Raw genomic sequence first — 17390 nt, 5'->3', positions numbered from 1 at the left:
CATCATGAACGGGGTCGACTTCGGCTTCGGCCCGCTGGAGGCCGAGTTCTGGCGGCTGGTCTTCGTCATGACCCGCATCGGCGCCGCACTGGTGGCGGCGCCGCTGTTCGGCGCGGTGACGGTGCCGCCGCAGGTGCGCGTCATGGTGGCGGGCGCGCTGGCGGTGCTGGTCTGCGCCTGGACGCAGGTGCAGGCGCCGCCGCAGCTATTGTCGGTGCCGGGCCTGTTAACAGTCATGGGCGAAGTGCTGGTCGGCCTGACGCTGGGGTTCATCCTGCAGCTGTCGTTCGCTGCGCCAATCATCGCGGCGGAGATCATCGGCGGCGGCATGGGCATGAACATGGCCGTCGCGGTCGATCCCGTGGCAGGCACCCAGTCCCCGGCGATCGGCCAGTATTTCATGGTCGTGATGACCGTGGTGTTCCTGGCGCTGGGTGCGCATCTGCAATGGTTCGGGCTGGTGATCCAGTCGTATGACGTATTCCCGCCGGGCCAGACCTGGCTGGGGCCGGAGCGGTTCTCCCTCGTCTCGGGCTTTGCGGGCCAGATGTTCCTCACCGCGGTCGCCATCGCGCTGCCGGTGACGCTGGTGCTGCTGGTGGTGCAGCTGGTGGCGGGCGTGCTCAGCCGCTCCGCCCCGGCGCTCAACCTGTTCTCGCTGGGCCTGCCGATGGGCGTGCTGGGCGGCATCGCGGCGATGATGATCTCGGCCCCGGTGCTGACCGACCTCGTCACCCGCCTCTCCGCCGAAGCGCTCGACCATGCCGAGGAACTGTTCCAGTGAGCGAGCAGGAAGGCGAGAAGAGCTTCGCCCCCTCCGAAAAGCGCCTGCGCGATGCGGCCAAGCGCGGCGACGTCATCCGCCCGCGCGAACTGGCAACGGCAGCCTCGATGGCGATCGGCGGGGCCTGGCTGCTGCTGGCAGGGCCGTGGCTGCTGGATATGTGCGAGGATCTGATCCGCACCAGCTTCACCTTCGACCGCGCCGGGCTGGACGAATTTGCGCCCGGCACGATGCTGACCCGCGCCCTCGTTGCCGCGCTGCCGCCGATCGCGGTGCTGGGCCTTGGCGTCGTCGCCATATCCCTGCTGGCGCAGCTGAGTTTCGGGCAGGGCCGCTGGATCGGCGGCAACCTTGCACCCAAGGGTTCGCGGGTGAACCCCATGTCCGGTCTCAAGCGCGTGTTCGGCCCTTCCGGCTGGATCGAGATGGCGAAGGGCCTTGCCAAGGTCGCGTTGCTGGGGGTGATCGCGTGGGTCTGGGCAGAGGGCCGGATCGACGCCTTCGCCCGGCTGGGACGCGGCGACGTGTTCGCGCAGCTGGCATGGGCGTGGAATACCATCGTCCTGCTGCTGTTCTGGCTGTCCGCCGGGCTGTTCCTGATCGCGCTGGTCGATCTGCCGATCCAGCTGTTCCGCCGCAACAAGCGGCTGATGATGACGCTGCAGGATGTGCGCGACGAATCCAAGGAAGCCGAAGGCGCGCCCGAAAAGAAGGCCGCCATCAAGGAGCGGCAGCGCAAGATCGCGATGGGCGGGCTGGTCCCGGCAATGCAGCAGGCGCAGTTCGTCATCGCCAACCCCACGCACTTCGCCGTCGCGCTGGCCTATGACCCGGCGAAGGCCGCCGCGCCGATCCTCGTCGCCAAGGGACGCGGGGACAAGGCGCTGGCGATGCGCGAACTGGCGGCAGAGCACAAGGTGCCGGTGCTGCAATACCCCGCGCTTGCCCGCTCGGTGTTCTACACTACACGCGAAAGGCAGGTGATCCGAGAGGAACACTACGTCGCCGTTGCCGCGCTGCTTGCCTTCGTTCTGGCGCTGAAACGCGGGGAAAAGCGGCCAAATCCCGAAGTCGCGGTGCCGGTGACCCTGCGCTTCGACGCCGAGGGAAGGCTCGATCCGGGGTCGGTGTCATGATCGGCCCAAGCCTTAATCGCCGCCTGCCGCCGCCGTTCTAACGCGCATGACCAGCACCTCCTCCACCACTTCGGCCACCACCACGACCTCGATCGTGACCGCGCTTGGCGGGGGCAGCGGCGTGGACATGACGGCGCTGGCCAACAACCTTGCGAACGCCCAGTTCGCATCGCGCAACGAACGGCTGGCGGCCCGGTCAGACAAGCTGGACGCGCAGATTTCCGCCGCCTCCAACATCAAGTCGCTGATGCTGGGGCTCGACACCTCGCTGGGCGCGCTGGTGCGTTCGGGCAGTCTGGCCCGCACGCCCAGCATTGCCAATGCCGCCGTCGCCACCGCCACGCTGTCCGGCTCCAGCCAGCCGAGCGGCAGTTTCTCGCTCGAAGTGACGCAACTGGCCGCGCGCCAGCAGCTGGCGAGCGCGCCCTTTGCGGCCACCACCAGCCCGGTCGGATCGGGCACACTGACGCTGAAGTTCGGCACCGTCACAGGCGGCGCCTTCGCACACGACACTGCCCACGCCGCAGTCGGTATCGCCATCCCGCAAGGCGCGACGCTGGCCGACGTCGCCACCGCAATCAATGGCGCGGATGCGGGCGTCAGCGCCTATGTCACCACCACCGTCAACGGCGCGCAGCTGGTGCTCAAGGGCGCGGAGGGCGCGGCCAACGGCTTCGTTCTGGAAACTGGCGATGCCAGCCTGTCCGCCCTCGCGTGGTCGCCCGGCTCCGCCAACGGCACGCTGATGAACACCGCCACCGATGCCGCGTTCAAGGTGGACGGCCTGCCGATGACGGCCACGTCCAACACCGTCACCGACGCGATCCCCGGCGTGAAGCTGCAACTGGCCGCCACCAATGTCGGCGCGCCCACCACGGTCGGCTTCTCCGACCCATCGAGCGCCATCGCCAGTTCGATGCAGGACTTCGTCGATGCCCTGAACGAAGTCGTCACCGCCCTCAACAGCGCCACGTCGCTGGGCGGCGACCTGGCGAACGATGCGGGTGCCCGCGCGCTCAAGCGATCGCTCTCCGGCCTTGGTGGCACCACGATCATGCCGGGCGCCACGGGCGCGGCAAGGACGCTGGCCGACCTTGGCCTCAAGCTCCAGCGCGACGGCACCTTCACCCTCGACACCGACCGCCTCAGCGCCACGCAGGCCGCCGATCCCAAAGGAGTGGCGGCGATGTTCACCAACGGCGTCAACGGCGTCTTCGCCACAGTGGACAAGATCTACCGCGCCACCACGACGACGTCGGACGCCTATTCGCTGGGCAGCTCGATCGCGGGCTACACCAAGAAGAAGACCGGCCTCACCACCGAAAAGACCGACCTTGCCGAACAGCAGGAAAAGCTGCGCGCGCGGCTGGTGGCGCAGTACACCGCGTCCGAAACGCGCATCGGCGCATCGAAATCGACGCTGGCGATGCTGACCAACCAGATCGCCCAGTGGAACAAGTCGAGCTGACCATGCTGATGCAGACCTCCCCTCAGGAAGCCTATCGCAGGGTGGACTTCGACGCGCGCGTCAGCGGCGCGGGACCGGCAGAGCTGGTGCATTTGTGCTACGAACATCTCGTCAGCGCGCTGGGCACCGCCGTCCACGCCGACGCCAACGGCGACAACTGCCTGAAAAGCCGGTCGATGACCCGCGCCCTCACCGCCATCACCGCGCTGCAGATGGGCGTCGCCGGGACGGACGGCATGGCGGCGGCGCTGGGCCAGCTCTACGAAGGGGCGCGGCGCACGATCCTCGACAATGCGCTGGCGTTCGATGCCGATGCGATCACCACGCTGCGCAGCGATTTCGCCGAGATCGGGCAGGCCCTGCTGGCCGGATGATGGTGTCCCAACGGGCTCGAAACGGGACGACGTACCCGTTTCGGTCAACGCGCGGGTCACGGAAAAAGGCGGGTTAGCCGCCATTAGCCCCGCACTTGCCTCGGTTTCGGAGCAGGTCGGGCGCGACGGGGCGAAGGGGATGCGAATAACTCCCTAGGCACAAACCCAATGAAGGGTATGGATGGGAGCCTCGCCGTGGACCTTATCTCGAACCTGATCCTCATCGATGCCGACATGCGCCGTCGCGCCGCCATCAGCCATGCGTTGTCCAGCGGCGGCATCCACGTCGAACCGTTCGAGAATATTTCCGAACTCGCGATGGCCTGGCCGCGGTCGGGCGTGGTGCTCATCCACGATCAGGCAGGCGCCATCGACGAACTGATCGAAAGCATGGCCAGCCACGGCGAATGGTTCCCGATCATCGCCTTTTCGGAAGAACCGGGCGCGCAACGGATCGTCCAGGCCATCCTGGACGGGGCGATCGACTACATCGCCTGGCCGATCTCGCCGGAAGAACTGACGGACAGCCTCGCCAAGGCGATCACCCGCGCCGAAAGCATGGGCAATGCCAAGCTGCGCGAAGTCATGGCCCGCGCTCGCGTCGACCGCCTGACCCGGCGCGAACGCGAAGTGCTGGGCGGGGTCGCCAGCGGCCTGTCCAACCGCCTGATCGGGGAAAAGCTGTCCATCAGCCCGCGGACCGTGGAAATCCACCGCGCCAACATGCTCAACAAGCTGGGCGCGAACCACACCTCGGACGCCATCCGCATCGCCATCGAAGCCTCGCTGGTGAACTGAGGGGCGGTCTTGCGGAAAGGTCCGTAACCCCTCGTCAACGCCGCGTTAGCCACGCGGGACGTACAAGGGATGCGTCGGCGCTCCTTCCGTTGCCAAGGCGCCGACGCCTGATCCCGCAGTCGAAGGGGCAGGCCCGGTCGCTCCCCCTCCCGGCCGGGCCTGTCAGGCGCCAGCCACGGCAGTGCGACTTCTGCTCAAGAACCTAGTGCAGGCGCAGCGACGCAGATGCCATGGGCATTTCGATCAGATGGCCGACCCGCTCCATGCGCGAAAGCACCGCAGCCACGTGGCCGGCCAGCATCGCCAGCGCCAGGGTAGGTCCCTCGGCAATCGCTTCTTCGGGGCCACCAGCCGGAACCACCGTGGCCAGACAGGAATCGCTTCCCCCGCGCGAAAGCATGAACGGCATGTCAGGGCCCAGGATTTCCAGCACCGCGCTCATCGCTGCCCCGCAGGCTAGCATGGCCTCGATCCGCGCGTGGTCGAATGGGGTCGCTCCGTCCAGGCCTGCGCCACCCAGCAGCGTCAGCGCTTCGCGCACGCGGTCGGCTTCCTCGCACGGGGCGCTGCCTGCACAGTCATGCAGGAAGTCACGCAGGCGGCGGGCCTGCGCACGCTCGTCCACGAATTGATCCAGGGTCGTTGCCATTGCGTTTATCGTTATTTTTCGCGTGCCGAAGGGTGCGCCACAGTCCCCGGAAGGGCCTTCGCGTCAATACGCACAGTTCCCTAGCCCGGATTCGCTGTCCCGCCTTGTTACAACTTATAGAGGGCAGGTGAAGCTCCCGTAGGGTCAAGACTACGCAAAGTCCTTCAGCATTATTGCGGAGGAAATTCCTGTTCCGAGACACCCCTTCCGACAATTACCCTCTGGGATCGACGCCTCATCCCCCGCCGACAGCTTCACGACGGGCGGCGAACCACGGCACCATCCGCTCTATCGCGTCTTCGATTTCAGCGGTGGACACGGCAAAACTGAACCGGATGAAGCGGTTACCGTCTACTGGGTCGAAATCGACGCCGGGCGCGGTGGCGACGGCGGTATCGGCCAGCAGTTGGCGGCAGAAGGCGAAGCTGTCATTCGTCAGATGACCGATGTCCGCCCAGATGTAGAATGCCCCGTCCGGCGGCGCGATCCGCTGCAAGCCAAGGCGGGGCAGTGCGGCCAGCAGCACTTCGCGATTGCGCGCATAGTTGGCGTGGTGGCCTTCCAGTTCCCCGGTGCAGTCGAAGGCGACCAGCCCGGCGTGCTGCGCCAGCACCGGCGGCGTCAGGAACAGGTTGGCGATTCGCGCGCGCGCCGGATCGATCAGGTGCGGCGGCACCACCAGCCAGCCCAGCCGCCATCCCGCCATCGAGAACCACTTGGAAAAACTGTTCACCACCAGCGCCTGCGGAGCGTGCTGCAGCAGCGAATCGGCCTCCACCGCGTACGTCAGGCCGTGATAGATCTCGTCCGAGATCATGGTGATGTTCTTGCGCGCGCAGACTTCGGCAATCGCCGCCAGTTCCTGCCGCGCGATGACGGTGCCGGTGGGGTTTGCCGGGCTGGCGACGATCAGCCCATCGGGCGCGGGATCCAGCGCGTCGAGCGCGGCGGCGGTGATCTGGTAACGCTCAGCCGGGCCGCAGGGCAGCTCCACCGGCTCTATGTAGAGCGTGCGCATGGCATTGCGGTACGCCACGTAGCCCGGCCGCGCCAGCGCCACCCGCGCGCCGGGCCGGAAGCAGCACGACAGCGCCAGCACGAACGCCGGCGAAGCGCCGCAGGTCAGGAATACCTGCTCCGGCGAGACGTCCACCCCGTAGGCGTCACGGTAATGGCGCGCGATGCGTTCACGCAGCGCCGAACTTTCCCAGTAGCCCCCAGCCTCGGCATCCAGCGCAGCATGCGCGGCGGCGATGGCGGCGGCGGGCGCGCCGGTGGACGGCTGGCCGTACTCCATGTGGATCACGTCGCGCCCTTCGGCGGCGAGTTCGTAGGCGAGGCGGCCGATGGTGGTGGCGTGGAACGGTTCAACCTGGGCGATCATGCCCGCCTGCTACGCCCCGCCGCCACGCGATGCAATCCGGCCCGTAGAAGCCCGGATGCCGCCGGTGACCGGATATGAAGCACGTCCCCGCCAGACCGAAGCGATGACCGGAGTGCAAAGCCTGCTGACCAAGGCCCGAACCGCCGCGCGCAAGGGCGCGGCGCAAGATGCGCGTGCGCTGTACCTGCGGGTGCTGGCACATTTTCCCCGCAACCCCCGCGCGCTGGAAGGCCTGCGCGCGCTGGATGCGGCTTCATCCCCCGACACCCCCGCCCAGCTGCAGTTCGATCGCATGGTCGCCGCGTTCGAGGCCGGGCGCATGGCCGAAGCAGTGGAGTGCGGCGAAGCGCTTTCCAGCGCGCATCCCCATGCCCACGGCGTCCACAACCTGCTGGGCGCTGCGATGCTGGAACTGGGAGACGCTGCGGGCGCGGAAATCGCGTTCCGCCGCGCCGTGGAGGCCGACCCCCATGCGCAGGCGGCCTGCAACAACCTGGCCGTGGCGCTGACCCGGCAGGACCGCGTGCCCGAAGCCGAGGCGGTCCTCCGCGAGGTGGTTTCACGCGCGCCCGACTATGCCGATGCCCGCTACAACCTTGCCGGCCTGCTCGACACGGCGGGCCGTCTGGACGAGGCGGCGCACCTGTTCGCGGAAGCCATCGCCGTCGATCCGGGCCACGCCGACGCCCATTACAACCTCGGCAACCTGCGCGCGCGGCAGGGGCGGCGGGCCGAGGCCATCGCCTGTTTCGCCACCGCCGCCGCGCTGCGCCCGGACCATGCCGACGCGCTCAACAACATGGGCGCGCAGTTTTTGGCCGCGCAAGATGCCCCCCAAGCGCTTGATGCATTCGACCGCGCGCTGGCGATCGCGCCTGACGACCGGCGGGCGCTGGTCAACCGCGGCAAGACGCTGTCGCTGATGGGCGAACGCACCGCCGCCATCGCTGCCTTCCGCGCCGCGCTGGCAGTGGACCCGGACGACGCCTCTGCCCGGTTGCAGGCCCTGTTCGAGGAGGCCCACATCTGCGACTGGCGCCACCGCGACGAATATGCCCTGACCGACGGGCCGGAAGCCGCCGCCGTGCAACCTTTCGCGTCGCTGCCTTTCGTGGACGACCCGGTGCACCAGCTTCGCCGGTCGCAGGCCTGCGCTGCGCGGATGTTCCCGGCGGCGGCATCGCTGCCCGAGCCCGCTCCGGCTCCCGATGGGCGCATCCGCGTCGGCTATTTTTCCGCCGACTTCCACGATCACGCGACGATGCACCTGATGGCCGGCTTCTTCCGCGAGCACGACCGCGCCCGCTTCGCCGTGCACCTCTACAGCTACGGACCACGGCGCGAGAACGATGCCGCCCGCGTCGCCCTGCGCGCGCATGCCGACACCTTCGTGGAGATCGGCGACATGCGCGACGATGACGTGGTGGCCCATGCCCGCGCTGCCGGGCTGGACATTGCTGTCGATCTCAAGGGTTATACCATGGGCACCCGCAGCCGCCTGTTCGGTCATCGCCTCGCGCCCGTGCAGGTGAGCTGGATGGGCTATCCGGGCACGCTGGGGCACCCCTGCATCGACTACGTGCTGGCAGACCGGATGACGGTGCCCCACGGCGCGGGGGCGGGTTTCGCCGAGAATGTGGTGCGTCTGGCGCACTGCTACCAGGCCAACGATGACCGGCGCCCGATCGTCCCCGACACCCTTGGCCGCGTCGGCTGGGGACTGCCCGAGACGGGCTTCGTCTTCGCCTGTTTCAACCAGTGCTACAAGATCTCGCCCGCCGAATGGGACGTCTGGATGGGGCTGCTGCGTGACGTCGAGGGTAGCGTGCTATGGCTGCTGCGCACCAATCCATGGGCCGAGGCGAACCTTCTGCAAGAGGCCGCCGCGCGCAGCGTGCCTGCCGGGCGGATCGTCTTCGCGCCGCCCGTCCCCCACGCAGAGCACCTCGGGCGGCTGGTCCACGCCGACCTGTTTCTCGATACTTTCTCGGTCAACGCCCATACCACCGCCAGTGATGCATTGTGGGCGGGACTGCCGGTGCTGACGCTGGCCGGGCGGCAGTTCGCAGCGCGGGTGGCGGCAAGCCTTGTGAGCGCCGCCGGACTACCGGAGCTGGCGGTCGATCACGTCGAGGAGTACATGCGGACCGCGCAGGCGCTTGCCACCGACCGGGCCCGGATGGCGACCTTGCGCGCACGGCTGGTGGAGAACCGCCTGCAATGCGCGCTGTTCGATACCGCCGGGCTGACTCGCCGGGTGGAACACGCCTTCACCGAAATGCAGCGGCGACAGGTGGAAGGCCTGCCGCCCGCGCCGTTCGAGGTGCGCTGACCGCCTCAGGCCGCGCGGGCGCGAGACAGCCTGCGACGACCGACCACCGCCGCTGCCGCCGCTCCGAACAGGATCAGCATCGGCGGCGCGGGCACGTCATGGCCGCCCGTGCTGGTCGAAGTCGATCCGCCCGACGAGGTGCTGGTCGATGTCGAGGAGGACGTCGAGGACGAAGTGGACGACGAAGTCGAGGTGCTGGTCGAGGAAGAAGAACTGGTCGATGTCGAGGAACTGGTCGACGAACTGGTGCTGGTCGACACGTTGCCCGAACTGGTCGAGACGTTGCCCGATGTCGTCGAGGTGGATGACACGTTGCCCGAGGTCGAGGAGATATTCCCCGAGCTGGTCGTGGTGGTGGACGAGGTGACGTTCCCCGACGTCGTGGAGCTTACGTTCCCGGACGTGGTCGACGAAACGTTGCCCGAAGTCGTGGACGAGACGTTGCCAGACGTGCTCGTGCTGACGTTGCCCGACGTGGTCGAGGTGGAGACATTGCCCGATGTCGTGGAACTGGTGCTGGTCACGTTGCCGGATGTGGTGGAGGTCACCGTGCCGCCGGTGGTGGTGCCGCCGGTGGTCGTCGAGGTGATGACCACGTTACCGCCGGCACCGCCACTGCTGCCGCCACCGAAGAACCCGCCGAAGAAGCCACCGCCGAACCCACCGATGGGGCCGCCGCCGATCACCACCGGCGCGCCGCCGCCGCCGCCCGAATAGGACGGACCGGGGCCGGGAACGTATGGCGGGGGCATCGGCACCATGGCCATCTGCTGGGGCTGGTCGCAGCAGGTGCGCTTGACGATCTTGCGGACGCGCCGGGTGGTGCGCGGATCGTCCTTGCGGACGATGCGCCGGGCCGGGTGCTTCACCGTCTTCACCGGAGCAGCCTTTGCCACCTTCACCTTGCGGTATTCGGTCTTGGCCGACTGCGTTTCCGCCACATGGACGGCACCGCCGCCGATGATCGCGCAGCCTGCCGCACAGGCAGACAGTTTCGCCAGGGCCATCCTAACCGACATAATGCGTTGCTCTCTTTGTTTCGCACCGGAAGCGCGAAGACCCTTGCGGGCTACCTTGCGTCCATCTGCCAGAAACAACGCAGAGACACGTTAATGCGGCAACGCCATTCACCGGAAATTCAGCGTCCCGATGCGGGAAAACGGGTTAATTTATCATTCTAACCAAAGGGGTGTACCGAAACGGGACTATCGCCCCGGCCTGATGTAAAGCGGGCCGACGGTTTTGCCGCCGCCGGCACGTTTCGCGTCTTCAGGTTTCCGAATCGAACAGCCCGCCCTGCGGCCCTGCCGGCGGGGTAATCCCCAGATGGCTCCAGCCCCGGTCGTTGAGGCAACGCCCGCGCGCGGTGCGGGCGACGAGGCCCAACTGGATGAGGTAGGGCTCGATCACTTCCTCGATCGTGTCGCGCGGTTCCGAGAGGCCCGCCGCCAGCGTTTCCACGCCCACCGGGCCGCCCTTATAGATGTCCGCGATCATGCGCAGGTAACGACGATCCTGCGCGTCTAGGCCGATCGCATCCACCTCCAGCCGGGTCAGCGAATCGTCGGCGATGGCGCGTGTGATGACGTCCGATCCCGCCACATGCGCAAAGTCGCGCACGCGGCGCATCAGGCGGCCTGCTACGCGCGGGGTGCCGCGGGCCCGCCGCGCGATCTCGGTAGCGCCGCCCTTGTCGATGCCGATGCCGAGCAGCCCCGCCCCGCGCGAAACGACCTTTTCCAGCTCCTCCACAGTGTAGAACTGCAGCCGCACGGGGATACCGAAACGGTCGCGCAGCGGCGTCTGCAACAGCCCCTGCCGGGTCGTCGCGCCGACGAGGGTGAAGGGGGGCAGGTCGATCCGCACCGATCGGGCGGATGGGCCTTCACCGATGATGAGGTCCAGCGCGCGGTCTTCCATCGCCGGATAGAGCACTTCCTCCACCACGGGATTGAGGCGGTGAATCTCGTCGATGAACAGGACATCGCCCTGCTCCAGGTTGGTCAGCAGCGCGGCCAAGTCGCCCGCCTTGGCAATGACAGGCCCGGACGTGGCGCGAAAGCCCACGCCCAGTTCCCGCGCGACGATCTGGGCCAGCGTGGTCTTGCCAAGACCCGGCGGCCCGAAGAACAGCACATGATCCATCGCCTCGCGCCGCGATTTGGCACTTTCGATGAAGACGCGCAGGTTGTCCTTGGCCGCCGCCTGCCCGACGAATTCGGCCAGCGTCTTGGGCCGAAGCGCCGCATCGGCGTCCTCCGCCTGGCGATTGGGGGAAAGGATGGGGTTATCGGTCATGATTTGCCACGCAGCGCCGCGCGTTCATCCATCGCGTGATGGAGGATGCGAGCGATCAGAACGGTGTCGCCGTCGATGCGATAGAATATTCGGTGCTGCCGATGCGTCAGGCAGCGGATGCCTTCCCCCAGGCGTTCCCAGCCGGCCCCTGCGTGCGGATGACGCGCCAGAAGATCGAACGCCTCCATGAAGCCGCGCGCATAGACGTCGGTCACGTCGTCACCAAACTGACGGGCGCTGTATTCGTCGATGATTACAAGATCCGAACGAGCAGCGGACGAGAAGCGGACGTCAGCCACGCTTGCTTCGTCGGTCCGCGATGATCTGCTCGATCACCAGCCGGGGATCCTCATCGACCACACCCGATGCAAGGCCTTCCGCGATCATGGCGCGCAATGCCTCGGTGTCGTCCTGTGCCATGTCCTGATCGCGCCGGACCAGATCGCGCACGTAATCGCTGGCGTTGGCATAGCGCCCTTCCGACACGCGAAACTCGATCCATCTGCGCAGGGCGGGCGGCATTGTGACGTTGAGCTGGGACATGGGCGCAGTATAGGGATTCATAGGCGATTGTCCATTTTCCCTAGCCCGACGCCAGTTTCAGCGCCACACGCATAAGGTCGCCCAACGCCGCATCCTCGCCCAGTTCGTCCACCGCCTTGCCGACGGCTACTGCCGCGACGGCGGGCTTGAAGCCCAGGTTCTGGAGGGCCGACACGGCGTCCGCGCTGGCGGAGCCTGCGGGCGCTGCGGAGGCGATGCCGGGCATACCGGGCGCAACCGGCAGGCCGCCGGCCTTGTCCTTGAGTTCGTTGACAATGCGGCTGGCCAGCTTTGGGCCGACGCCGTTGGCGCGGGCCACCATGGCGCTGTCTCCACCGGCGCAGGCGCGCTGCAGTTCCTCTGTCGTCAGGGCCGAGAGGATTGCCAGCGCCACCTTGGAGCCGACCCCCTGCACCGCCGTCAACAGCCGGAACCAGTTGCGCTCCGCCGCAGAGGCGAAGCCGATCAGGCGCTGGTCGGTTTCCGACACCTGCATTTCGGTATGGACCACCACGCGGTCGCCCCGGATGCCGAGGTGGTCCAGCGTGCGGGCCGAACAGTGCACGAGGTAACCCACGCCGTTCACGTCGATGATCGCCCAGTCCGGGCCGGTATCATCGAGCAGTCCTGTCAGCTTGGCGATCATGGTTTGTTCCTATGGCAGGAAGGGATTCACCGCGCCAGAGGAAAAGCGCCGACGTTTAACGATGGCTGCCCAGCATGTTCGCGTGCGTGATCGCCACGGCCAGCGCGTCTGCCGCGTCTTCGCCCGCCAGCTTGACGCCGGGCAGTAGCACCTTGAGCATCGCCTGAACCTGTGCCTTTTCCGCGCCGCCGGTGCCGACGATGGCCTTCTTCACCAGCTTGGTCGAATATTCCGCCACCGTCAGCCCCGCCCGCGCGACCGAGAGCATCGCGACGCCGCGGGCCTGCCCCAGTTTCAGCGTCGATTGCGGGTTCACGTTGACGAACACCTCCTCCACCGCGCCGGTATCGGGGCGATGCTGGAGGATCACGTCGGTCAGCGCCGCGTCCAGCTCCACCAGACGCTCGGCCATTCCGGCCTTGGCGTTGGTGCGGATCTGGCCGTTGGCGACATGGCTGAGGCGGCTGCCGCTCTTGGCGACGACGCCCCAGCCCGTGCACGTCAGGCCGGGGTCGATGCCGAGGATTATCATGGCTGCGGAATAGCCGGAATCCGGATCAGCCCAGCGTTTCCATGACTTCGTCGGAGATGGCGTAGTTGCCCCACACGGTCTGCACGTCGTCGTCGTCTTCCAGCGTGTCGACCAGCTTCATCAGCGTGCTGACGGTGTCGGCATCGACGTCGACGGTGAGGTTGGGCTTCCATGCCAGTTTCACGCCCTCGGCCTCGCCGAGCGTCTTTTCCAGTTCGCGCGCGACTTCGTGGAGCGAATCCACCGAGACCCAGATCTGGTGCTGGCCCAGGTTCTCGTCGCCGTCGCCCATGTCGCTCTCGACGTCCTCTGCGCCCGCTTCGATCGCGGCTTCGAGAACCTTGTCCTCATCGCCGACCGAGGCGGGGTATTCGATCAGGCCAAGGCGCTCGAACCCGTGCGAAACCGCGCCCGAAGCGCCAAGGTTGCCGCCGTTCTTGGCGAAGGCGGTGCGCACGTTGGTGGCGGTACGGTTGCGGTTGTCGGTCAGCGCCTCGACGATGATGGCGATGCCTGCGGGGCCGTAACCCTCGTAGCGCACTTCCTCATAGTTCTCGGCATCGCCCTTGCTCGCCTTGTCGATGGCGCGCTGGATGTTGTCCTTGGGCATGGACTGGGCCTTGGCCGCGTTGACGGCGGCGCGCAGGCGCGGGTTCATGTCCGGGTCGGGCATACCCATCTTGGCGGCCACGGTGATTTCGCGGCTGAGCTTGGAGAACTGCGCCGAGCGCTTCTTGTCCTGCGCACCCTTGCGGTGCATGATGTTCTTGAATTTGGAATGGCCTGCCATTGCTCGTGCCTTACCTGTCCGCTCGTTGTCTGCCCGTTGATCGACGGGCGATTGCGATGAATGAAGTGGCGCGGGCCTTACAACAGAGGCAGTGCAAAGGGCAACCGGAGTCGGGCTTTCGCCCCCGTGCCAAACGAAATCGCGCAACGAAAAATCAAGGACCGTCTGGCTAATTGCGTTCGATGGCTACGCAGACCCTGACCTCCTCCCCTCGCTTTGCGATCCTGCGCGAACTGGGCGCTTTCCTGAAACGTCCCCGGGTGCTGCGCCCACTGGGGCTATTGTCGCGGCAGGCATGGGCTGCGCTGGGGACGCTGACGGCCCTGCATGTGGGCGGGCTGCTGCTGGTGATCCTGCCGCTGCTGGGGTTCTACCAGCAGGCGATGGGCCAGCCGCTGCCCGATGCATTCGGCAAACTGCCGTCCGCATGGCTGCTGCCGATCACGGTCGTCATCGCGCCGGTGCTGGAGGAGATGATCTTTCGCGGCTGGCAGACGGGACGGCCCCGCGCGCTATGGCTGCTGGGGTGCGCCATCCTGTTCGCAGCGCTGACTGCGGCGGCGAAGTCGCTGGCGCCGCTGGCGTTGGTGGGGTCGCTTCTGGCGCTGGTGCTGGCAGCCGTGGGCGGCTGGCTATGGCTTAGAAAGCGCGGGACGCCCGATGCCTACGCCAAGGTCTATCCGGCGGTGTTCTGGCTGGTCGCGCTGGCCTTCGCCGGGGTTCACCTGATGAACTATCCGGCGGTGTCCGTGCTGCTGTTGCCGATGGTCCTGCCGCAGTTGTGGGCAGGCGTGCTGCTGGGCTTCACCCGGCAGCGCATCGGCCTACCCGCCGCGATGATCCAGCACGGCTGCGCCAATGCGGCGGCTATGGTGCTGGTGCAACTGGGCGGATAACCCCTCCCCGAGCCGCTCCGGAGAGGAAGCGGGCACGGGGAAGGACCGGGTTCAGTCGATGCCGAGCGCGGTTTTGTAGGTGTCGATCAGCATGTCCATTTCGCGGCGATCGTCGGGCTTCATCTTGCGAAGGCGCACGATGGTCCGCATGATCTTGACGTCGTAGCCGACCGCCTTCGCCTCGTTGTAGACGTCGCGAATGTCGTCCGAGATGCCCTTCTTCTCTTCTTCCAGGCGCTCGACGCGCTCGATCAGAAGGCGCAGGCGATCGTCGGTGGTTTCGGCCATGGGGTACGTGCTCCGGTAATGCAGGTGAATCGGTTGGTCGGGGCTGATAGCGAGGCCGGGAGATTCGGGCAAAGCGCGCCCCTGTGGAAATCATGTGGAGGACTGCGGTTGTATGCCCGCTGCCCACGTCCTATCTGGGCCTTGCGTCGACCACGTTCGCGCTCCTGACGGGATATTCAAGACCGGGACGGCCCGGCAATCGACCGTAAAGGAGCAATGCCGAATGCCGTGGATCCAACTGTTCTTCGCTGGCCTGCTTGAAGTGGTCTGGGCCTCTTCCATGAAGCAGTCCGCCGGATTCACCCGGCTGTGGCCCAGTATCATCACGATCGTCGGGATGGTCGCCAGTTTCGGATTGCTGGCCAGCGCCATGCGGTCGCTGCCGCTGGGCACCGCCTATGCGGTGTGGACCGGTATCGGCGCGCTGGGGGCTTTCGTGGTGGGCATCACTTTGCTGGGCGAAGCGGCAAGCGCGATGCGGGTGATCGCCGCCGCCTTCATCCTGGGCGGCATCGTGCTGATGAAGGCGGCGTCCTGAAGGCTTGCAGTCGGTTCCCGACCTGCTCAGTGCCCCGGAGCGTTCTTCTTCACGCTTTCTTCCATACGGGCGATCTGGTCCGGAGTCGCTTCGCTCTGGTGCTGCGCCTTCCATTCGTCGAATGGCATGCCGTGGATCACCGCGCGCGCATCGGCACGGTCGCCTTCGAACCCGGCATCGCGAATCCAGTCGGCCAGGCAGTTGCGGCAGAACCCCGCCAGGCCCATCAGATCGATGTTCTGGGCATCGTGCCGATGCTGCAGATGACGCACCAGTCGGCGGAATGCCGCTGCGGCCACCGCGTCGTCCAATGTATCAATGCGATGCTGGTCGTTCATAATCTGCCAATCGTCCTTGGTTTGTAATGCTGCCTTTGCCATATGAGGCCCCGTTTCCGGAAGAGGCAGAAAACTTGGTCACCACCATTCCTTCGGGCAGCATGCCCTATCGTCGTTCCCCCCACCATCGCGGCATCAAGCGCCAGCGCAAGGTCAAGATCCTTGCCACGCTTGGCCCCGCCAGCCGGGACAAGGAGACGATCGCCAAGCTGCTCAAGGCGGGCGCGGACGCCTTCCGCGTCAACATGAGCCACGGCGACCATGAAACCCACCGCGAAACCATCGCCAACATCCGCGCGGTGGAAAAGGATCTGGAGCGGCCGATCGCCATCCTGTGCGACCTGCAGGGACCGAAGCTGCGCGTCGGCCAGTTCGAAGGCGGCAAGGCGTTCATCCGCCACGGCGCGCACTTCACGCTGGACCGCGATCCCACGCCCGGCAACGACGAGCGCGTGTGCCTGCCGCATCCCGAACTGTTCGGCATCCTGCAGAAGGGCCAGCGCCTGCTGATCGACGACGGCAAGCTGCGCCTTGTGGTCATCCGCGCCGACGCGGACGCGATCCTGTGCAGTGCCGAAGTCGGCGGGCCGATCTCCGACCGCAAGGGCGTGAACATTCCCGACGCGATCGTCCCCGTCCCGGCCCTGACCGAAAAGGACCGCCGCGACCTGGCCTTTGCGGTGGAACAGCAGGCGGACTGGATCGGCCTGTCCTTCGTCCAGCGCCCCGAGGACGTCGCCGAAGCGCGCCGCCTCTCGGGCGGCGTCGGCGCGATCATGGCGAAGATCGAAAAGCCCGCCGCCGTCGAAAGCCTGGATGAGATCATCGAGCTTTCAGACGGGATCATGGTGGCGCGCGGCGACTTGGGTGTCGAACTCCTGCCCGAGGAAGTGCCGCCGATCCAGAAGCACATCGTCGCCCAGACCCGTGCCCAGGGCAAGCCGGTGGTCGTCGCCACGCAGATGCTCGAATCGATGATCACCAGCCCCTCGCCCACCCGCGCCGAAGTGTCGGACGTGGCGAACGCGGTCTACGACGGCGCCGACGCGGTGATGCTCTCGGCAGAGACGGCAGCGGGCCAGTGGCCGGTAGAGGCGGTGACGATCATGGACCGCATCGCCGCCAAGGTGGAAAGCGACAGCACCTATCGCCAGCGCATCCACCTGACCAACACCCCGCCCGACGCAACCAGCGCCGACGCCCTGTCCGACGCCTGCGCCCAGATCGCCGATACGCTGACGATCGAGGGGATCGTGGTGTTCACCGGTTCGGGCAGTTCCGCCCGCCGCGTGGCGCGCGAGAGGCCCGGCGCGCCGATGCTGGTGCTTACCCCGTCGCAGAAGACGGCCCGCCGTCTGGCGCTGCTGTGGGGTACGCATTCGGTCATCACGAAGGACATCGGCAGCTTCGAGGAAATGATCGGCAAGGGCAAGCGCATGGCCCTGCGCCATGGCTTCGGCGCCGCCGGTTCGCGGCTGGTGACGCTGGCGGGCGTTCCTTTCGGCGTGCCGGGTTCCACCAACCTGCTGCACATCGTCACGCTGACCGGCAACGAACTGGACACCCCGCGCTGACCGACAAGCGGCGCGGGGGGCG

Annotated in this window: 20 protein-coding genes; 9 read left to right on the top strand and 11 right to left on the bottom strand. The window is 66.9% G+C overall.

The window, feature by feature from the left end; all coding sequences use genetic code 11:
• The first annotated feature begins 4 nt into the window (after nucleotides 1-4).
• The 5 genes from fliR to GGR40_RS14690 all read left to right on the top strand — a co-directional run bounded on the left by fliR (nucleotide 5) and on the right by GGR40_RS14690 (nucleotide 4560).
• Nucleotides 5-784, top strand: a complete 780-nt coding sequence (fliR, locus tag GGR40_RS14710; protein ID WP_429277002.1) for a flagellar biosynthetic protein FliR — start codon at nucleotides 5-7, stop codon at nucleotides 782-784.
• Nucleotides 781-1920, top strand: a complete 1140-nt coding sequence (locus GGR40_RS14705) for an EscU/YscU/HrcU family type III secretion system export apparatus switch protein (RefSeq protein WP_429277001.1) — start codon at nucleotides 781-783, stop codon at nucleotides 1918-1920. The genes fliR and GGR40_RS14705 overlap by 4 nt, the downstream gene beginning before the upstream one ends.
• Before the next feature lie 46 nt (nucleotides 1921-1966).
• Entirely contained in the window at nucleotides 1967-3388 is a 1422-nt protein-coding gene (fliD, locus tag GGR40_RS14700; RefSeq protein WP_429277000.1) for a flagellar filament capping protein FliD, read from the top strand.
• Nucleotides 3370-3762: a flagellar protein FliS gene (locus GGR40_RS14695; protein WP_429276999.1), complete on the top strand. Its 393-nt coding sequence runs from the start codon at nucleotides 3370-3372 to the stop codon at nucleotides 3760-3762. The genes fliD and GGR40_RS14695 overlap by 19 nt, the downstream gene beginning before the upstream one ends.
• Nucleotides 3763-3930: 168 nt before the next feature.
• The gene (locus GGR40_RS14690; protein ID WP_429276998.1) at nucleotides 3931-4560 is read left to right on the top strand and encodes a response regulator transcription factor; all 630 of its coding nucleotides are present in this window, start codon (nucleotides 3931-3933) and stop codon (nucleotides 4558-4560) included.
• Between the two features lie 202 nt (nucleotides 4561-4762).
• Here the strand turns inward: GGR40_RS14690 and GGR40_RS14685 are convergent, their stop codons facing one another.
• Nucleotides 4763-5209 (bottom strand): hypothetical protein, encoded by a 447-nt coding sequence (locus tag GGR40_RS14685; protein WP_429276997.1) that lies wholly within the window; start codon nucleotides 5207-5209, stop codon nucleotides 4763-4765.
• Between the two features lie 235 nt (nucleotides 5210-5444).
• Nucleotides 5445-6593, bottom strand: coding sequence for a pyridoxal phosphate-dependent aminotransferase (locus GGR40_RS14680; protein WP_429276996.1), 1149 nt, complete (start codon nucleotides 6591-6593; stop codon nucleotides 5445-5447).
• Here GGR40_RS14680 and GGR40_RS14675 point away from each other — a divergent pair.
• Nucleotides 6592-8925, top strand: coding sequence for an O-linked N-acetylglucosamine transferase, SPINDLY family protein (locus tag GGR40_RS14675; RefSeq protein WP_429276995.1), 2334 nt, complete (start codon nucleotides 6592-6594; stop codon nucleotides 8923-8925). The genes GGR40_RS14680 and GGR40_RS14675 overlap by 2 nt on opposite strands.
• A gap of 5 nt (nucleotides 8926-8930) precedes the next feature.
• On the opposite strand, the gene GGR40_RS14670 is transcribed toward GGR40_RS14675, so the two are convergent.
• The 7 genes from GGR40_RS14670 to GGR40_RS14640 all read right to left on the bottom strand — a co-directional run bounded on the left by GGR40_RS14670 (nucleotide 8931) and on the right by GGR40_RS14640 (nucleotide 13734).
• Nucleotides 8931-9944, bottom strand: a complete 1014-nt coding sequence (locus GGR40_RS14670) for a PEP-CTERM sorting domain-containing protein (RefSeq protein ID WP_429276994.1) — start codon at nucleotides 9942-9944, stop codon at nucleotides 8931-8933.
• 250 nt (nucleotides 9945-10194) lie between these two features.
• Nucleotides 10195-11223: a Holliday junction branch migration DNA helicase RuvB gene (gene ruvB / locus GGR40_RS14665; RefSeq protein ID WP_429276993.1), complete on the bottom strand. Its 1029-nt coding sequence runs from the start codon at nucleotides 11221-11223 to the stop codon at nucleotides 10195-10197.
• Nucleotides 11220-11522 (bottom strand): type II toxin-antitoxin system RelE/ParE family toxin, encoded by a 303-nt coding sequence (locus GGR40_RS14660; protein WP_429276992.1) that lies wholly within the window; start codon nucleotides 11520-11522, stop codon nucleotides 11220-11222. The genes ruvB and GGR40_RS14660 overlap by 4 nt, the downstream gene beginning before the upstream one ends.
• Complete coding sequence (locus GGR40_RS14655; RefSeq protein ID WP_429276991.1) at nucleotides 11515-11787, bottom strand: type II toxin-antitoxin system ParD family antitoxin; 273 nt, start codon at nucleotides 11785-11787, stop codon at nucleotides 11515-11517. The genes GGR40_RS14660 and GGR40_RS14655 overlap by 8 nt, the downstream gene beginning before the upstream one ends.
• 19 nt (nucleotides 11788-11806) lie before the next feature.
• Nucleotides 11807-12412 carry a Holliday junction branch migration protein RuvA gene (gene ruvA, locus GGR40_RS14650; RefSeq protein ID WP_429276990.1) on the bottom strand — a complete coding sequence of 202 codons (606 nt, stop codon included), beginning with the start codon at nucleotides 12410-12412 and terminating at the stop codon, nucleotides 11807-11809.
• Between the two features lie 55 nt (nucleotides 12413-12467).
• A complete protein-coding gene (gene ruvC / locus GGR40_RS14645; protein WP_429276989.1) occupies nucleotides 12468-12944 on the bottom strand; it encodes a crossover junction endodeoxyribonuclease RuvC in 477 nt (158 codons plus the stop codon).
• Between the two features lie 25 nt (nucleotides 12945-12969).
• Entirely contained in the window at nucleotides 12970-13734 is a 765-nt protein-coding gene (locus GGR40_RS14640; RefSeq protein ID WP_429276988.1) for a YebC/PmpR family DNA-binding transcriptional regulator, read from the bottom strand.
• 182 nt (nucleotides 13735-13916) lie between these two features.
• On the opposite strand from GGR40_RS14640, the gene GGR40_RS14635 reads away from it, so the two are divergent.
• Nucleotides 13917-14630, top strand: a complete 714-nt coding sequence (locus GGR40_RS14635) for a CPBP family glutamic-type intramembrane protease (RefSeq protein WP_429276987.1) — start codon at nucleotides 13917-13919, stop codon at nucleotides 14628-14630.
• Between the two features lie 51 nt (nucleotides 14631-14681).
• On the opposite strand, the gene GGR40_RS14630 is transcribed toward GGR40_RS14635, so the two are convergent.
• Nucleotides 14682-14918, bottom strand: coding sequence for a DUF2312 domain-containing protein (locus tag GGR40_RS14630; RefSeq protein ID WP_429276986.1), 237 nt, complete (start codon nucleotides 14916-14918; stop codon nucleotides 14682-14684).
• A 223-nt stretch (nucleotides 14919-15141) separates the two neighbouring features.
• On the opposite strand from GGR40_RS14630, the gene GGR40_RS14625 reads away from it, so the two are divergent.
• Nucleotides 15142-15456: a DMT family transporter gene (locus GGR40_RS14625; protein ID WP_429276985.1), complete on the top strand. Its 315-nt coding sequence runs from the start codon at nucleotides 15142-15144 to the stop codon at nucleotides 15454-15456.
• A gap of 26 nt (nucleotides 15457-15482) precedes the next feature.
• On the opposite strand, the gene GGR40_RS14620 is transcribed toward GGR40_RS14625, so the two are convergent.
• Nucleotides 15483-15794, bottom strand: a complete 312-nt coding sequence (locus GGR40_RS14620; RefSeq protein ID WP_429277022.1) for a DUF1244 domain-containing protein — start codon at nucleotides 15792-15794, stop codon at nucleotides 15483-15485.
• 101 nt (nucleotides 15795-15895) lie between these two features.
• Between GGR40_RS14620 and pyk the strand changes: the two genes are divergently transcribed.
• On the top strand, nucleotides 15896-17368 hold the full coding sequence (gene pyk / locus GGR40_RS14615; RefSeq protein WP_429277021.1) for a pyruvate kinase: 1473 nt from the start codon (nucleotides 15896-15898) through the stop codon (nucleotides 17366-17368).
• Nucleotides 17369-17390 lie beyond the last annotated feature (22 nt).

The sequence above is a fragment of the Novosphingobium gossypii genome (assembly GCF_050433305.1).
Classification (GTDB): Bacteria; Pseudomonadota; Alphaproteobacteria; order Sphingomonadales; family Sphingomonadaceae; genus Novosphingobium; species Novosphingobium gossypii.
Note: the sequence above shows the minus strand (reverse complement) of the source record. Positions and strands in the feature narration are given on the sequence as shown.